The sequence below is a fragment of the Maridesulfovibrio sp. FT414 genome (assembly GCF_050916235.1).
Lineage (GTDB): Bacteria > Desulfobacterota > Desulfovibrionia > Desulfovibrionales > Desulfovibrionaceae > Maridesulfovibrio.
Window position 1 is genome coordinate 411,645 of record NZ_CP104854.1, and the last position, 16,114, is coordinate 427,758.

Sequence of the window (16,114 nt, forward strand, 5' to 3'; positions counted from 1 at the left end):
CTGTGTGCCAGCCTGCGGAGAACCCACAATTCATCGGCACTAAACGTAGCTTCTACGGGCCAATTGAGTCTTTGGAACCAGCCTTAACCTTCAGACGGTTCCTCCGGCATGTTCTCGTCGAAAAGGGTAAAACCTTCGTTCTTGAAAACAATTTCTCCGGGATTAAGCACTTCGCGAAGCGGCTTGCGGTCTGTCTCAGCCTTAAGCAGCACGCCGTTGGGAGTTTCAGGATCAAGCAGCAGCGGCAGCAGGTTGGGATGACCGCTGAATTTCACACCGTGGAAATCGTTGCATTCACGCTCATGCCAATCCGCACCATGATAGATGCCTGAGATGGACGGGACTTCAGGTTCATCCCTGGGGATCAGAACCCTGTGGGCCACTCGTCCCGGTTTAGTGAAATGTGCGTAATAATAGGTAATCAGAAATCCTTCCGTAACATCGAGAGCATCTATATTTTCAAGATGATAAGCCTGCTCAAGCATGGCCCGGGCCGCTTGCTCAATATCTTCCGGAAGCAGGAACACGTTGAAATTTATGCCGGATGATTCCGGAATTCCCCGGCCCACCATCAACGGGCTGACCGGAAGTTTGATATTCTTGTCCATCATCTGGCATTCTCCTTTTCAAGGGCTTCCGGTACTGGCCACCAGCGTTTACCGGTCACCTTTTCCTGAATCTGGAACAACCCCTCCAACAGAGCTTCCGGACGCGGAGGACAACCCGGCACATAGACATCAACAGGGATAAGTCTGTCCACACCCTCAATAATCCCGTACTGGTCCTTGAACTTGAAAGGGCCGCCCGAAATGGCACAGTTGCCAAGCGCCAGAACCCACTTCGGAGCAGGCATCTGTTCATAGAGACGGACAACAGCAGGAGCCATCTTTTTGGTGACTGTTCCCGCCACGATCATAAGATCTGACTGCCTTGCCGAAGGACGGAAAACCTCTGCCCCGAACCGGGCCATATCGAACCGGGCCATACCGACAGCCATCATCTCAATCGCACAGCAGGCCAGTCCGAAAGTCATGGGCCACAGGGACATGGAACGGCAGATATTCATCGCGTCCTCAGCCAGTTCCAGCCGGACAAGGCCGTCCTCTATTTTATGCCCTCCGGGGGTCAGGAAATCTTGCGGGGCCATGTGAACACTCCTTTTTTCCAGAAGTAGATGATTGCAACTGCAAGTACGGACAGAAAACCGGCCACTTCAATAAACGCGAACAGCCCATCTGCCTCCGGATACCAGGATGCAACCGGGAAAAGATAGAGGACGTCCACATCGAAAGCCAGAAACAGCAATGCATAAACATAGTAGCTGATGCCGAACTGATTCCAGGCCCGCCCGTGCGGCCTCATGCCGCACTCGAACGGCATCCCCATATCGCCGCCCTTGGCTCTGGGCGCTATAAGGGCGGACAGGATCAAAGGCCCTCCGGCAAATAGCAACCCACCGAGAAGAAACATGAAAACGGCAAACTGAAGCCAGCTGAAAACCATCCTCTCACCTCTCATATTTTTTTTGTTTTCGTGACACGAAAAAGATAACTATACAAATTTCATCTAACAGACAAGCAACAACCCGATTTATTGAAAAAAATATACGTGATTCATTGTATCTCACCCGCCCGTTCCAGTGTCAAGGAAGCCAAATTGGTGAACTGCAGCAAAAGCCTTAATTACTGTTGTCAGTTATATAATTCACATTGTTTTAGTACTGAAAAACAGACTGTTACATGGACAAAGCATTAAATCCAAAAATTTCATCCTCTTTTAACATATCCTGCCACATACACAAGACTGTTTTACTTGAAAATTGTGACACACAGCCCCATTTGCTGTATTTAACTCTTTCATTTAGCGGCTTCATAATTAGTATTTTTTTTCACAATTCCTTTTTGGCGCCACTGCGCGGGTCATATAGACACAAACATTCACGTTGGTGCCAAAGCGACGATAACATCCATAAAAAAAAGTGTTTCCGCCCAAGACAGGCTGAAACACTTTAAAAATCGTGAAAATCCCCGGAGACAAATGGATACAGTATTAATCGCGTTTAAAACACTGACTTCCCGCCAAGCATACCAAGCTAGTCACAAAAGAAATCAGCCAAGAGCAGACTTCCGGTGCACATGATTTCAATCAATCAGAACCACGCAGCAGGCCGCACTTTTACGGCAGGATTTCTAAGAATAAAACGTGTACATGCTTCCGTGTTCGCACTTGGCCTTATACATTGCCATGTCCGCTTTTTTTACCAGTTCGTCGGCAACGACTGCGTCCTGTGGATAGCGGCTGATACCGATGGAAGCCCCGACACAACAGGACATACCGTCAAAATCAAACGACCTTGCAAGACTTTGCGTAAATTCACAGGCGATCCTTGCAATGGAAGATTCATCTCCCGGTCTCTCAAGCAGGACGCAAAACTCATCGCCGCCCAGCCGCGCAATGGTATCCGAAGCACGCAGGCGCGACTGCAGACGTCCTGCAACCCGCTTCAGGAGAAGATCGCCGGTATGATGTCCATAACGGTCATTAACCTTCTTGAACTCATTGAGATCAATGAAGAGCAGGGCCAGACTTTCGCCGTACCTCTCCGCATTGGCAATGGATTTACTGAGCCGGTCAAAAAACAGATATCTGTTGGGGATTCCGGTCAAAGCATCCAGGGTAGCTTTTTCCTGAAGTTCCAGTTCGCAAAGTTTGCGGTGGGTTACATCTTCCACCACTCCTTCCACATAAAATTCACCGTTTTCCTCAAACAGTCTGCTGCTTTCAGAGATCCAGATAAGAGATCCGTCCTTACGGCGTACCCGAATCTCATAGTCCTTCAGTCCCTTCTCGCGCATCATCGTTTCAATATAGCGCCGCCGTTCTTCCGGATCGGCGAAGGACTCAATCGCGGTTGTACCGGCAATTACAGCCTCGGGCGAACCGTAACCAAGAATTCTGGCAAGGGCCGGATTGACCTCCTGAAACCTGCCGCCAAGTGTGGAACGGAAAATACCTTCGACGGCGCGTTCAAAAATATTCCTGTACTTCTCCTCGGCCTTGCGCAAAGCCCGCTCTGTAGTGATGCGCTGTGCAATCTCCTTTTCGAGCAGATCCTTCTGACGCTTCAACTCAAGGAAGACACCGACCTTGCCCCGCAGAACAAGCGGTTCAATGGGCTGGGTCAAAAAGTCAACGGCACCGGCCTCGTATCCCATGCGGGCATATGCAGGATCCTTGTAAATGGCTGTGAGGAAAATGATGGGTACCGTCCTGCAATGCTCTATTTCCTTAATCCTGCGGGCAGTCTCGTAACCATCGGTTCCGGGCATCTGTACATCCAGCAGAATAAGGGCGAAATCATGCTCTCTGCACAATTCCACCGCATCTTCACCGCTGAATGCCTTACAGATTTCAAGCCCGTCCGACCTGAGCAACCTATCAAGCAGGGTAAGGTTTACGGCATTGTCATCAGTAATCAGTATTTTAAGGGTATTTTCCATAACAGACTGATAATACATTTCCAAAAAAGATTAAACCCCGTTCCGGCATTTTTTCCGGGATCATTCAGTTTATTTACGGGTTGTTTTATCATTGTTTTCAAAGTAGTTATATACGGGGTCAATAAATCATCCCCGTACGGAGGCACTGATGAAACAGACACAGCATTACACCGTCACCGGAGGAGCCGGATTTCTCGGTTCTCGCCTGTGCGAAAAACTGCTGGAACTCGGACACGAGGTCCTTTGCGTAGACAACTTCTACACCGGGCAGAAATCAAATATTATTGAAATGCTGGACAGCCCTTATTTCGAGATGATGCGTCATGACGTGACTTTTCCGCTGTATGTGGAGACGGACAACATATTCAATCTTGCCTGTCCGGCTTCTCCCATCCACTATCAGTTCGATCCGGTGCAGACCACCAAGACTTCCGTACATGGGGCAATCAATATGCTGGGGCTTGCCAAGCGGGTAAAAGCCAAAATTTTTCAGGCTTCAACTTCCGAAGTATACGGAGATCCCACCTGCCACCCCCAGTCGGAATCCTACTGGGGAAATGTCAACCCGATCGGTTTAAGGGCCTGCTATGACGAAGGCAAACGCTGTGCCGAGACCCTCTTTTTCGATTACCACCGCCAGCACGGCCTTCGAATCAAGGTAGCACGCATCTTCAACACCTACGGGCCGCGTATGGCTGTAAACGATGGCCGCGTGGTATCCAATTTCATTGTTCAGGCTTTGAAAGGCGAGTCCATCACAATTTATGGCGATGGCTCCCAGACCCGATCTTTCTGCTACATTGATGATCTTATCGAAGCCTTCATCAGACTCATGAATTCCGATGATTCCTTTACTGGCCCCGTCAATCTCGGGAACCCCAGAGAATTCACCATCAAGGAACTAGCAGAACTGGTAATTGACATGACCGGTTCCAAGTCAAAGCTGGTTTACCGCCCGCTGCCTGAAAACGACCCATGCCAGCGCAGGCCGGACATAGCGCTGGCCCAAAAAGAACTAGGCTGGACTCCTCACACTCCGTTGGAAGAAGGGCTGAAGCCTACCATTGAGTATTTCGACAGAATTCTTTCGAACTAAACACTTTGAACACAATTTTATCCTGAATGCGGGCTGATCTTCGAATGAAGTTCAGCCCGTTTTTTAATCGAACCAATCAAGACGTAAAAAGTATCAAACAAACACAAATTATATATTAGACATATGGAAAGCCGTTGCCTATAAGTTCTTCAACGAGGCACGGAAAGGAGGTGCAGAATGGCAATCTCATTCAGCTGGACCAACGAATTCAGTGTAGATGCTCTGGAAGAACTCTTCCTCTCGGTAAGCTGGGAATCCGGTAAATACCCCGAGAAACTGCAGCAAGCCATGCGCAACTCCCACAAAGTGCACTCTGTCTGGGACGGAGACCGCCTGATAGGGCTGATAAACTCCATGACCGACGGAGTACTGACCACCTACTTCCAGTACCTGCTTGTCCATCCCGACTATCAGGGAATGGGTCTGGGTAAAGGACTCGTTGAGGGAATGCTTGAAGTTTACGAGGAGATTCCCAGAAAGGTTTTGATTTCGATAGATAAACAGGTCGGATTCTATAAAAGCTGCGGGTTCAGTCACCATACCGATAAAGCCCCCATGTTCGTATCCACCCTGTAAGTATAAATTTTACTCACACTCTTTTGTTCCTTCCCCGAACAAACACCCTTTCTTCCAGACGGCAAAAGGGAGGTTTGGCGCAACCTGACCCGAACGCCGCAAGCCCCGTTGGCAAGGATTTCACCCCCTTGGCCAACGGGGTCTTTCTTTTTGAAAACAAAGTTACAAACGCGTTATATTTCACTGCAAGGCTTGACTTTTAAAGCGTGTAACGGCTTTCTACAACTGAATGCACCTGAATCTACAGATCGCCCCTGCCATCCCCAAGTAATCATATAGATAGGACGCGAATCCCCAGCCAACCCCGCCTCAATGAAATCGCCCAATAAACGTACCGAACGAAAACAGACTCTGGACACCAAAGGGGTATACCGGTTCCTGCGCTATGGATGCGTAGGGGGAGGAACATTCCTGTTTGATCTGGGACTGCTCTGTATTTTTATTGAAAAACTGGGCTGGAATCCGGTAACGGCAGCAGGTACGGCCTTTCTTCTCGCTGTATCCCTGAACTATATCATCAGCAGGTCTTTTGTCTTCAAAGGGACCGAGCGCAGCCTGAAGCAAGGTTACCTGGGATTCCTGCTGATTGCCGGAACCGGACTGGCCATTGTCACCGGAGGCATGCACATAATGACTTCGGTTCTGAACTGGCAATATATAGTTTCACGAATCATGGTTTCCCTTGTCACCGGCATGTGGAACTATCTGCTCAATCTGCATGTTAATTTCAGGGTAGCGGGAAAACATCTCTAATCCCCCTTGCTTTCGTCCCGGCAGAAGACTACTTAGCAGGCATAACCCTGTAACCATGCCGCAGAAAATGTCCTTTCTTAACGACTTCATAGACCATCTCAGCTATCTTCTTCGCAGATGGATGCTAAAAAAAGACAACCAGATGGTTGTAATCCGAGGATCATGCGGCATGTGCGGAAATTGCTGCCGTGGAATAAGCCTGCACATTGACGGAAAATGGTTGAAACATGTCCGCCAGTTCAACCGGGCCAAGAATAAATACGAATACCTGCGTCGCTTTGAAGTCATCGGCAAAACGGCCTCCGGCCACCTTCAGTTTGCCTGCAGATGTCTCAACGAAAACGGAACCTGCGATGACTACGAAAATCGCCCGGAACTGTGTAAACTTTTTCCTTCCCCCTCCATCTATGCGCAGAACGGCCACCTGCCTGATGGCTGCGGGTTTCGCATGTCTACAGAGGTTGATTTCGAGAAACTCCTTGATCAGGCAGTCAAGGCCGACACTCAATGCGGTTCTGCCTGTTTTTCCAATATCAGCAAAAGCGACAACAAGGACAAATAAAATATTTTTTCAGGCTCTGCCCATTGATTTTTTACCTGCAGGCAAGCTATTTTTGGGTCGTGCTTTTCAGCGTTCCTTTTCATTAACATTTTTGGCGGATTTGGAGTCTGAATGACCAATGAAATGAAGATCGAATTCGGTCCGGGTAAGAAGGTATCTGCAACAACCGACAGCTTCACTATCGACACGGATATACCCGTGGCATACGGAGGAGCCGGTTCTGCCCCTACCCCGCTGGACCTTTTTCTGGCTTCACTGGCCACCTGTGCTGCCCATTATGCCCGCAATTTCTGCGAAAGCCGTTTAATTTCCATGGACGGACTGGCAATGAAAATTGAATACACGGTGGACCCTGAAACCAAACAAGTCAGCAAGTACAAATACCAGTTGACCCTGCCTGAAGGATTTCCGGAAAAATACAAAGCGGCACTGCTGCGTTCTGTGGACATGTGCACCATCAAGAAGCAGTTGCTGAATCCCCCGGCCTTCAACCTTGAAATAATGTAATTCCTTACCGTAATCTTTGCCTTGAAAGGGCGGGAGAAGCAGCGATGCTCTTCCCGCCCTTTCCTTTTTCCCAAGATCGTACAATACGCGTCCCATACATCTGATTAAAACTGGCTGAACAGGGACTGACTGTGTTCACACACAGACTGTTCAAACAAGGCAAGCTTCAAGCGAAAACAACACAATTCGCGATATTCAACTGACCCTTAACCGGAAATCCATAAGGAGACTGAAATGCTTGGTGAAGAATTTGCAACACTGATGGCAAACGGATGCGTGAAGACCATAGACGGCAGCATCAACTGCTCTGATCTTGAATGGAACCCTCACCCCGCTTTTGCCGGAGTCTATCTGAAACACCTTGTCAGCGGAAAAAACACCGGAGGCAATCTGAGCTGCCATATGGTGCGCATAGATCCCGGCTGCACCCTTGAATCGCACACCCACAATCCGCAATGGGAACTTCATGAAGTCATCAAAGGCAGTGGACAGGTCGTGCTTGACGGAGAGGAGTCAGCATACCACCCGGGACGCTCGGCTGTGATCCCGTGCGGAAAGCAACACAGTGTCGTTGCCGGGGATAACGGGCTGGTACTGCTTGCCAAGTTTTTCCCTGCCCTGATATGACACAGCCATGCCCCACACCGTAAACAACACAATCATTTTTCACGAGCCTGAAGGGCTGCCGCACGTAGCTGCGGTGGAGGGTACGGACATTTCCAACCGTTTCCCCCGACATGTTCATTCAAGCTACATTTTCACACTCGTTCTGCAGGGCAGCAGGAAAATGATTTTCAAAAACGGGGCAACGGTTTTCCGTGCCGGGGAGATGTGCATACTTCCCCCCGGCACGTCCCACACCTGCGAGTCCGTCTCCGACACCACGGGAAGCCATTCCTACAGGGCTCTGTGCGTTACTGCGAAATATATGGAAAAGCTGACCGGAGAAATTACCGGAAGACCGGGAAATCCCCCGGATTTTGACTGCACTGTCCCGCACCGGGAGTTCGACGGGCAATCCTTTGCTGATTTCTTTACCGAACTGAACGTTCCGGGTTCCCTGCTTGAGAGGGAAACCGCCCTTACAACATTTCTGTACCACGCCATCCTCAATTTGAGCTGCGGCACAGTCCACCCGGATGAATCAGGCCCCCAGATTCAGGCCCTTGAACGTGTTCACCGCCATATAACCGCTAATTTCCGTATGAGAATAACCCTGGATGATCTGGCGCAGACCGGATGTATCAGCCCTTTCCATCTTCAAAAACTTTTCGTCGGGCACTATGGATTATCTCCTCAGGAAATGGTCATATCCTGCCGGGTAAAGGAGGCAGAGCGCCTTCTTAAAACAGGGCAGCCCATAGCTGAAGCAGCACTTAATTCTGGTTTTTCTGACCAGAGTCATTTTTCGCGCCACTTCAAACGTGTAACAGGAATAACGCCGGGACGTTTTTTGAAAGACAATCTTCACCGGTAGTGACACGATTAATTGATGCCTTCTATGCAAAACAGCAAACAGTAGCAGACAACCAAATACCATGATGTTTTTTCCCCTATGCCTGTTGACATAACAACCATGAAGGCTATCCTTAAAGTAAACAAACCCCAAAAGGAGATATTTAATGCTCACACTCACAGATAAAGCAAAAGAAGTTCTTGATCAGCACTTCGAAGCTAAAGAGAAAGAACCTATCCGCATATACATTGCCTCTGCATGCAGCGGAACCCGTCTTGCACTGGGCATTGATGCTGCCAAGGACGGCGATGAAACCATCAACCTTGAAGGCTATGATTTCGTCATCGACAAGGAGCTTCTCGAACAGGCAAAACCCATGGAAATTGACCTTACCCCGATGGGTATCGAAATTTCTTCTTCCCTCGTCTTTGAAAAAAGCGAATCCGGTTGCGGCAGCTGCTGCGGCGGATGTGGCTGATAAGCACCCCGTCACCGTAACTCAACAGGCTGGAATCAAACGATTTCAGCCTGTTTTATTTTCACCATGACAGTAGCCTGTCACTATGATAGACCCGGCCCATGGTTTCAGAAAAAAAATTCCTTATCTTCCTGCTGACAGTGCTGGCGATTACGGCAAACGGCTGCTCGTCCAGAAACACTCCCATAGAAATTTCCCCGTACTCAGTTCCCGTTGAACAGGTCCTATCCTCAGCCGGGAAAAACAGAATCCAGATCGAAAATTTCCTGAACAAATACCGCAGCCCTGAAGAACGACAGGCGGCCCAATTTCTTGTCGCCAACCTACCCCCATGCGACCGTGCATCAGTTTCTGCCGAACAACTGTCAGAGAATCTCGAATACGCATTCCTTGCCCGCCGGAGCACTCCATGGGGCCGGGATGTGTCATGGACCGACTTCCTTCATTATGTCCTGCCCCACCGGGTAAGTCAGGAACAGGCCGCCAACTGGCGAAAACTTTTTTATGAGGAGCTGCTGCCCGTTGTATCAAGATGCGGCTCCATGGAAGAAGCAGTTCTTGCGGTGAATCTCTGGTGTTTCTCCAAGACAGGATTTCAGTCAACACAACGCTGGGACCAGAACCCCCTCATGACCATAAACCGGGGCTGGGGGCGCTGCGAAGAAGCGGTAATCCTGACGGTATGCGCCCTGCGCAGTGTCGGCATACCGGCCCGGCAGGTAATGGTCCCGGCATGGCAGCATTCCAACGATAACCATACATGGACAGAAGTAATGGTCGATGGAAAATGGCACTACATAGAGTCCGCCAACCCGGATTACGGTCTGGACCACGCATGGTTCACAGGCTCTGCCCGCAAGGCGCCTCTGGTAATATCCTACGCATACGGGCAGATTGCCCACCCCGATTTCCCTGTAATGGGACGACCTTTCGGCTGTACGCTCATCAATACCACTGCCCGCTATGCCCCGGCAGGTAAAACTGAGATTGAGGTCATCGGCCCGGACGAAAAGGCGGCGGCCGGAACAAAAGTATATTTCTCAGTCTTCAATTACGCATCATTTCGGCCTGTTGCCGCAAAACTAACAGATGCAGAGGGAAAAGCGGAGATAACGCTCGGCCCCGGATCGGTTCTGGTTTCGGCGGTGCAGGGAAATTCATCGGCATTTGTCGGTTCAACGTGGATTCCGGGTGAACAGGCAGAAAGAAGTAAAATCCAGCTACGCCTTATGCCGGACAATATTCCCCAGGGAAATATTTTCTTCCGCTTCGCTTACAATGACAATTTGGCAATGACCGCCCCCCCCAGAAACTCCGAGGGGTCACAAAAAGCTGATTTTGAGGCCATCAAAAAGGATCGACTGCGCAGATTCGAAGGAATGGCAGCAGGCGCCGCTAATTTCAACGGAAAATCAGCAGAAGGCATCGTAAAGGCCGGGCTCAATGTTCCGGAGATTCTTCTGGCCCTGCAGAATTGTCCTGATGAATATTATTCGTCACTCCAAAAGGTCATCGCTTCAATGGACACGGCAGACCTTGTCAAAATTACCGCTGGCGACCTTATTTCGAATGTAGAGTTTGCGTACAGGGCACGAAAAGAAGCTTCGGAAAAAGGTATCAGGTACGACGATAATATTTTTGAAGATTTTGTTTTAAATCCGCGTATAATGTATGAACAGATGCGCTTCTGGCGAACTGCCCTGTACCGGAAATTTAACACATCTGACAGTGGCAGCGTGGAAAAAACACTTCATAAAATCGGCAGAGCAATCGAGAGCCTGACTATAATTCAGCGCGGACCGCTTGGATGCAGTCTGGGCCCGCTGGGAGTTTTGGCGTCCGGGACCTTTTCATCTGAGCATGAAAAAGGGATTTTTGCGACTGCGGCCATCAGATCGGCTGGAATTCCGGCCCGCTATCTTGATGAGCAGGGTTGGGTGGAATTTTATGACGGCACGGACTGGCAACCATTCTACCCGGACAACAGCAGCGAAACCGGAAACAGGAATGCGACCATCGCAAGTTCGGCCTATTACGCTCCCTGGCAGACAATTAAATTCAGTCTGCCGGGATTTGCGTCCGGACACAGACAGGCGCAGTATTTCAAGGACTTTACCGTCTCCAGACTCAATAATGACGGATATTTTTCGATTGTGGAGAAAACCATTAACGGCAAGGGCAACGATAAAGACAACACATGGGAGATCAATATCCCGGCAGAAGACAGCTACCTTATAAGCGCAGAACGAAACAAATTTAATGAACCGAACATATCGGTCATACGAATTGAGCGCCCAAGGCCAAGATCTTCAAAACAGTAGAAATAACTAAAGAAGTGAGCACTCCACTTGCTTAGAAAGACTTAATGCAGTATCGAGTACGACAATGCTTGAGCAACTGAAGAAAAAACTGAAAGAAATACGTAAAGACACAGCCGATCTCGGGGCAGGAAAAATTAATGATCTCATTGAGTTTATTGATGCAAATTCGCACTGTCATAATTCTTTCGAACTAGCCCCTGATTCTCCATTCGTAAAATTTCTGGATTTCATGCCGGACCCTGCCTTTGCCATCAGCAAGGAGGGAATTGTTATCGCATGGAATCCTGCTCTTGAAAAACTCACCGGTATCCAGGCTTCTAAAATTCTCGGAAAGGGCGATTTCGAGCACACCATGATCATCCACGGGCAACGCACTCCCGGACTGATAGACCTTGTCTGCGGATGTGATGAAATAGGACAGATCGAATATCAGGCCATAAGCCGCCGCGGGAATGCCCTTGCTGCTGAAATCAGAATCGAGAACCTTGGAGACCGTAAAAGCACCAATCTTTGGGTTCAGGCAGCCCCCATTGTCGATAATGCCGGACGCACAATCGGCGCAATCGAAACTCTGCGCGACATATCCGCGCGCAAGCAGACTGAAAACATAAACTCCATTCTCTACAAAATTTCCGGAGCCCTGAACTCCTCTGCCGATACGAACGAATTTCTGAGCCATGTCCACGAAAGCCTGAAAAATTTCATTGAAGCCGATAATTTCTTTGTTGCCCTCTATGACGAATCCAGGCAGGCACTTCACTTTCCATATTACAAAGACGAAAAAGACTATTTTGCACCGGATGAATACCTGTCCATTGCCAATGGAAAGACATTAAGCAGCGAAGTAATCTCCTCTGAAAAACCGCTGCTGCTTGATGAGCACGACTTCTCCGACAGAAGACCGCACGCAGGATCACCTGCTAAATCATGGCTCGGCGTCCCCCTAAGATATCAGGGACGCATCATGGGGGTCATGACCATCCAGTCCTACCGGAAAGCCAATGCCTATACTTATCAGGATATAGACCTGATGGTGGCCATATCAGAACAGGTTGCGGCCGCACTGCAACGCAGTCAGGCTGAAACGGACCTGCTTGAGAGTGAAAAAAAGTTCAGGTCGGTATTTGAGAACGCTACTGTTGCCATATTTCAGTTCTCCCGGAACGGCGACATCATTATCGCCAACCCGGCCATGGCAGCCATCATGGGCTACGATTTCGTTGATGAGATGATTGCCGAACGCCCTTCTGTATTCGACTATATTTATGACCGCAGAAACCACTTCAAGGTTCTGCGTAAAATTATTGCAGACGGCTCCATCAGCGGCATGAATGTAAGGGTCAAGCACAAGGGCGGCGAAGAGAAATGGATCACCATGAACGCCCGGGCCTTTTATGATTCCAAGGGTAAACCCAACCTTTATACCGGTTCAGCATTCGACTCCACTCCGCAGATCGTGGCCGAAAGAAAAATTTTCCGGCATAAATCAAGGTTTATGCAGTTCTTTGAAAGTTCACCTCAGGCCATTGTTCTGACCGACTGCAAAGGCAACGTCGTTGATACAAACAAGGCTTTTACCGAACTGTTCGGCTACACAACCGGAGAAATGAGTCCCTGCTGTGAAAATCTCTGTCCTGACGGCAAGGGACAGGTTCGGGCCAACCTTAAAAAAATTCTTGGAGGAGAAACCTTCAGGACCGAAGCTCTGCGCAGGGCACACGATGGCAGACTGGTTCCGGTTTCCATACTTGGTTATCCGTTCATTTTTGATGATGAAATTTCAGGGACCTTTATCATCTATGATGATATTTCGCAGCGTAAGGAATACGAGCGCAAACTATCTCACCAATCGCTGCATGACACCCTGACCGGGCTGCCGAACCGTACTCTTTTCCTTAAACGACTGGAGCAGACTCTGGAAAGAGGCCGCCATAATCCCGCGCACAACTTTGCTGTTCTCATGCTGGACATTGACATGTTCAAGCGTATCAACGACAGCCTCGGACATCAGGCCGGAGACGGACTGCTCGTCGAAGTAGGAAAACGGGTCAAGAGCTGTGTCCGTAACATGGATACCGTGGCGCGTATGGGCGGTGACGAATTTGCCGTGCTTATTGACGGGTTCAGCACTCCCCAACAGGTTATCCAGATAATCCGGGCCATCCGCAATGAAATTTGCAAGCCGGTTCAGATTGCCTCCAAGGAAATAGTTATCAGTTCCAGCATAGGCATTGTCTTCAAAACCTCAAGCTACGAGCACCCAGAACATATTGTCCGTGATGCCGACATCAGCATGTACAAGGCCAAAGAACTTGGAGTTAACAAATTCAAGGTCTTCAACAAGGCCATGCATGAAAAAGCCCTCCAAAGCCTGATCGTGGAAACCGAAATAAGACAGGGCATACCGGAGAACGAATTCTTCCCCTATTTTCAACCAGTATACTGCCTGAGCTCCCGCCGTCTGGCCGGATTCGAAGCTCTTGTACGCTGGAATCACCCGGAACGCGGCTTCCTGACTCCCAACCACATCATTCCGGTTGCCGAAGAAACCGGGCTGATAGTGGAGCTGGACAGGCTCATACTGCTTGAGGCCTGCCACTGTCTTTCCTGCTGGATGCGCAAATTCCCGGACACGGAAGACCTTTTCCTGACCGCCAACCTCTCCCCAAGTCAGCTTTCAAAGCCTGATCTGGTGGAAGCCCTCAGAAAAATCATCTACGATACCGAAGTTTCTCCCAAAAGCATAAAATTGGAAATTACCGAGTCGGCCATCATGGAAAGGACTGCGACCTCCACACAGAACCTTAAAATGTTAGAAGAAATGGGCATACGCCTTGCCGTTGACGACTTCGGAACCGGTTATTCTTCTCTGGCTCAGCTCCAACGCTTCCCGGCCTCCACAGTCAAAATCGACCGATCGTTTGTCAGCCGTATGGCCGAAGACCACGAATCCCTTGAGATTGTCCGCGCCATTAACGCACTGGGACACAGCCTGAACATGGATGTAATTGCCGAAGGCGTTGAAACCAGACAGCAGCTTCTCCTGCTCAAGGAAATCGGCTGCGACTGTGTGCAGGGATTCTACTTTGACAAACCCCAAAGCCGCGAAGATGCCGAAAAGCTGGTTAAAATGCGTTCCGAAGGCTTCTGCCCGCCCGGACTGACTTCTATATAAGAAAGTGCTGCGTCTTTATAAAGGCACAACATCCCTAGCCCCGCAAAAAGACTCCTACCAGTAGGTCTGCCCTTGAAATTTAAAACGCTTTCAATAAGCTGATCACCTCTGACAAAAACAATCATGACTTGTCGCGTCACCGCTTGTTAGCGGACTTCTTTGCGTGTATGTTTCGTAAGAGATCACACTGTCATAACAGGAGAAACAATGAAACATACTATCTCTGCCCTGGTGAGAAACAGACCCGGAGTTCTTGCAGAATCCTCTGCTGCCTTCCAGAACAACAAAATAAACATAACCTCTATTTCCTGCGGGGAAACCGAAAACATGGATGTATCCCGCATGGTCATCTGTGCCGAGGGAAGCGATGAAGACATTGCTAAAGTTACAGGCGAACTTGAGGATATGGATTTTGTAATCAAACTGGATGACCTGGCCCGAAAGGAATTCGTTGACCGGGAACTCGTGCTGATCAAAGTCGAAGTAGACAAGGACAACATGTCCCAGATCATGCAGATATTTGAAGTTTTCCGTGCAGACGTGGTCGGCATGGGACAAAAGACCATCACGGTTGAATTGAGCGGGGACCAGGAGCGGGTCGAAGGACTTATAAAGATTCTGCATCCTTTCGGAATAAAAAGCATGTGCCGCACCGGCATGATAGCTCTCAAACGCGGTGACGATTAGAGTACGGACGCGCAACCTCGTTGCTGAAACGCCGGCCATAAAAACGTAATCTCCCATAAACCGGAAGGTGCGCCCATGACCATCACCTCGCTGCAAGGTATTATTTCAGCTGTCCATAAGCACGGAAAAAGAGCACGAGTGGCGATTGCGCCATGTGCAGAAGAATTTGTTATCCGCTCGGCTCTCACAGCTCACGCGGAGGGAATTGCAGAACCGATCTTTATCGGCAACCGGGAAAAAGCCCTGAAAGTTGCCGCAGATCACGGCCTGAATATCGACGGATTTGAATTTCTTGAAGAGAATGACGACATTGAAGCAGTCTCAATGGCGGTTCGCCATTTCAAGGAAGGCAAGGCAGACCTGATCATGAAAGGCCTGATCAGCACCAGCGTTGTCCTGAAAGCCATACTGAATAAAGAAAGCGGTGTTCCGACCAAAGGAATCATCAGCCATGTCACTGTATTTGAAGCTCCGACAGGCGACAGGCTTGTCCTGCTGACCGATGCAGGGGTTAACATCAAGCCCAACCTGCAACGCAAGGCCGATATTCTTAGAAATGCTCTGTATGTGGCCCGCAAACTAGGCATTGTACAGCCAAAAGCTGCTATTCTGGCCGCAACGGAAAAGGTCAACTACCCGGCAATGCCTGCAACACTGGATGCCGATATTCTGGCCAAGATGTCTGCCGAAGGTGTTTTCGGAGATGCAAGGGTTGCCGGTCCCCTGGCACTGGATCTGGCAATTTCAAGCACGGCTGCAGCCTGCAAGGGCATAGACAATCCGGTAGCCGGATGTGCGGATATCCTCCTGACCCCTGAAATAGAAAGCGGCAACATACTCTACAAGGCCCTGACCACAATAGCTGGAAAAACTCTCGCCAGCGTGGTCGTAGGCAGCGATGTGCCCATTGTTGTCTCCTCACGCGGGGACTCGGACAGTTCCAAATTCCATTCCATTGCCTTGGCCTGCTATCTGGCCGGGTACTGACCAAAAAAAAATACTG

At 49.5% G+C, this 16,114-nt stretch carries 16 protein-coding genes; 12 read left to right on the forward strand and 4 right to left on the reverse strand.

What is annotated here, in order from left to right:
• Positions 1–83: 83 nt before the first annotated feature.
• The 4 genes from N7E73_RS01825 to N7E73_RS01840 form a co-directional block, all read right to left on the reverse strand.
• Positions 84–611: an NADH-quinone oxidoreductase subunit C gene (locus N7E73_RS01825; protein ID WP_432737114.1), complete on the reverse strand. Its 528-nt coding sequence runs from the start codon at positions 609–611 to the stop codon at positions 84–86.
• On the reverse strand, positions 608–1,147 hold the full coding sequence (locus N7E73_RS01830; protein WP_432737116.1) for an NADH-quinone oxidoreductase subunit B: 540 nt from the start codon (positions 1,145–1,147) through the stop codon (positions 608–610). Before N7E73_RS01830 ends, N7E73_RS01825 begins: the two co-directional genes overlap by 4 nt.
• Positions 1,126–1,503: an NADH-quinone oxidoreductase subunit A gene (locus tag N7E73_RS01835; RefSeq protein ID WP_432737118.1), complete on the reverse strand. Its 378-nt coding sequence runs from the start codon at positions 1,501–1,503 to the stop codon at positions 1,126–1,128. Before N7E73_RS01835 ends, N7E73_RS01830 begins: the two co-directional genes overlap by 22 nt.
• A 686-nt stretch (positions 1,504–2,189) precedes the next feature.
• The gene (locus N7E73_RS01840) at positions 2,190–3,500 is read right to left on the reverse strand and encodes a diguanylate cyclase domain-containing protein (protein ID WP_432737120.1); all 1,311 of its coding nucleotides are present in this window, start codon (positions 3,498–3,500) and stop codon (positions 2,190–2,192) included.
• Between the two features lie 148 nt (positions 3,501–3,648).
• Between N7E73_RS01840 and N7E73_RS01845 the strand changes: the two genes are divergently transcribed.
• The 12 genes from N7E73_RS01845 (at position 3,649) to N7E73_RS01900 (ending at position 16,098) form a co-directional block, all read left to right on the forward strand.
• Entirely contained in the window at positions 3,649–4,596 is a 948-nt protein-coding gene (locus tag N7E73_RS01845) for a UDP-glucuronic acid decarboxylase family protein (RefSeq protein ID WP_432737121.1), read from the forward strand.
• 177 nt (positions 4,597–4,773) lie between these two features.
• Positions 4,774–5,172 (forward strand): GNAT family N-acetyltransferase, encoded by a 399-nt coding sequence (locus tag N7E73_RS01850; RefSeq protein WP_432737123.1) that lies wholly within the window; start codon positions 4,774–4,776, stop codon positions 5,170–5,172.
• Between the two features lie 312 nt (positions 5,173–5,484).
• Positions 5,485–5,925, forward strand: a complete 441-nt coding sequence (locus N7E73_RS01855; protein WP_432737125.1) for a GtrA family protein — start codon at positions 5,485–5,487, stop codon at positions 5,923–5,925.
• Between the two features lie 67 nt (positions 5,926–5,992).
• Complete coding sequence (locus N7E73_RS01860; RefSeq protein ID WP_432737126.1) at positions 5,993–6,487, forward strand: YkgJ family cysteine cluster protein; 495 nt, start codon at positions 5,993–5,995, stop codon at positions 6,485–6,487.
• A gap of 111 nt (positions 6,488–6,598) precedes the next feature.
• Positions 6,599–6,994, forward strand: coding sequence for an OsmC family protein (locus tag N7E73_RS01865; RefSeq protein ID WP_432737128.1), 396 nt, complete (start codon positions 6,599–6,601; stop codon positions 6,992–6,994).
• A gap of 234 nt (positions 6,995–7,228) precedes the next feature.
• On the forward strand, positions 7,229–7,621 hold the full coding sequence (locus N7E73_RS01870) for a cupin domain-containing protein (RefSeq protein ID WP_432737130.1): 393 nt from the start codon (positions 7,229–7,231) through the stop codon (positions 7,619–7,621).
• Between the two features lie 7 nt (positions 7,622–7,628).
• A complete protein-coding gene (locus N7E73_RS01875) occupies positions 7,629–8,471 on the forward strand; it encodes an AraC family transcriptional regulator (RefSeq protein WP_432737133.1) in 843 nt (280 codons plus the stop codon).
• A 145-nt stretch (positions 8,472–8,616) separates the two neighbouring features.
• The gene (locus N7E73_RS01880) at positions 8,617–8,928 is read left to right on the forward strand and encodes an iron-sulfur cluster biosynthesis family protein (protein WP_432737135.1); all 312 of its coding nucleotides are present in this window, start codon (positions 8,617–8,619) and stop codon (positions 8,926–8,928) included.
• 101 nt (positions 8,929–9,029) lie between these two features.
• Entirely contained in the window at positions 9,030–11,249 is a 2,220-nt protein-coding gene (locus N7E73_RS01885; RefSeq protein ID WP_432737137.1) for a transglutaminase domain-containing protein, read from the forward strand.
• Between the two features lie 64 nt (positions 11,250–11,313).
• The gene (locus N7E73_RS01890; RefSeq protein ID WP_432737139.1) at positions 11,314–14,424 is read left to right on the forward strand and encodes an EAL domain-containing protein; all 3,111 of its coding nucleotides are present in this window, start codon (positions 11,314–11,316) and stop codon (positions 14,422–14,424) included.
• A gap of 207 nt (positions 14,425–14,631) precedes the next feature.
• Entirely contained in the window at positions 14,632–15,111 is a 480-nt protein-coding gene (gene ilvN, locus N7E73_RS01895; RefSeq protein WP_432737140.1) for an acetolactate synthase small subunit, read from the forward strand.
• Positions 15,112–15,186: 75 nt separating this feature from the next.
• Positions 15,187–16,098 carry a phosphate acyltransferase gene (locus N7E73_RS01900; RefSeq protein WP_432737142.1) on the forward strand — a complete coding sequence of 304 codons (912 nt, stop codon included), beginning with the start codon at positions 15,187–15,189 and terminating at the stop codon, positions 16,096–16,098.
• The last annotated feature ends 16 nt before the right edge of the window (positions 16,099–16,114 follow it).

Excerpts from the sequence above, each read along its gene's own strand:
- N7E73_RS01825 (WP_432737114.1), bottom strand. The coding sequence starts at position 611 with ATGATGGACAAGAATATCAAACTTCCGGTCAGCCCGTTGATGGTGGGC.
- N7E73_RS01830 (WP_432737116.1), bottom strand. The coding sequence starts at position 1,147 with ATGGCCCCGCAAGATTTCCTGACCCCCGGAGGGCATAAAATAGAGGAC.
- N7E73_RS01835 (WP_432737118.1), bottom strand. The coding sequence starts at position 1,503 with ATGGTTTTCAGCTGGCTTCAGTTTGCCGTTTTCATGTTTCTTCTCGGT.
- N7E73_RS01840 (WP_432737120.1), bottom strand. The coding sequence starts at position 3,500 with ATGGAAAATACCCTTAAAATACTGATTACTGATGACAATGCCGTAAAC.
- N7E73_RS01845 (WP_432737121.1), top strand. The coding sequence starts at position 3,649 with ATGAAACAGACACAGCATTACACCGTCACCGGAGGAGCCGGATTTCTC.
- N7E73_RS01850 (WP_432737123.1), top strand. The coding sequence starts at position 4,774 with ATGGCAATCTCATTCAGCTGGACCAACGAATTCAGTGTAGATGCTCTG.
- N7E73_RS01855 (WP_432737125.1), top strand. The coding sequence starts at position 5,485 with ATGAAATCGCCCAATAAACGTACCGAACGAAAACAGACTCTGGACACC.
- N7E73_RS01860 (WP_432737126.1), top strand. The coding sequence starts at position 5,993 with ATGTCCTTTCTTAACGACTTCATAGACCATCTCAGCTATCTTCTTCGC.
- N7E73_RS01865 (WP_432737128.1), top strand. The coding sequence starts at position 6,599 with ATGACCAATGAAATGAAGATCGAATTCGGTCCGGGTAAGAAGGTATCT.
- N7E73_RS01870 (WP_432737130.1), top strand. The coding sequence starts at position 7,229 with ATGCTTGGTGAAGAATTTGCAACACTGATGGCAAACGGATGCGTGAAG.
- N7E73_RS01875 (WP_432737133.1), top strand. The coding sequence starts at position 7,629 with ATGCCCCACACCGTAAACAACACAATCATTTTTCACGAGCCTGAAGGG.
- N7E73_RS01880 (WP_432737135.1), top strand. The coding sequence starts at position 8,617 with ATGCTCACACTCACAGATAAAGCAAAAGAAGTTCTTGATCAGCACTTC.
- N7E73_RS01885 (WP_432737137.1), top strand. The coding sequence starts at position 9,030 with ATGGTTTCAGAAAAAAAATTCCTTATCTTCCTGCTGACAGTGCTGGCG.
- N7E73_RS01890 (WP_432737139.1), top strand. The coding sequence starts at position 11,314 with ATGCTTGAGCAACTGAAGAAAAAACTGAAAGAAATACGTAAAGACACA.
- ilvN (WP_432737140.1), top strand. The coding sequence starts at position 14,632 with ATGAAACATACTATCTCTGCCCTGGTGAGAAACAGACCCGGAGTTCTT.
- N7E73_RS01900 (WP_432737142.1), top strand. The coding sequence starts at position 15,187 with ATGACCATCACCTCGCTGCAAGGTATTATTTCAGCTGTCCATAAGCAC.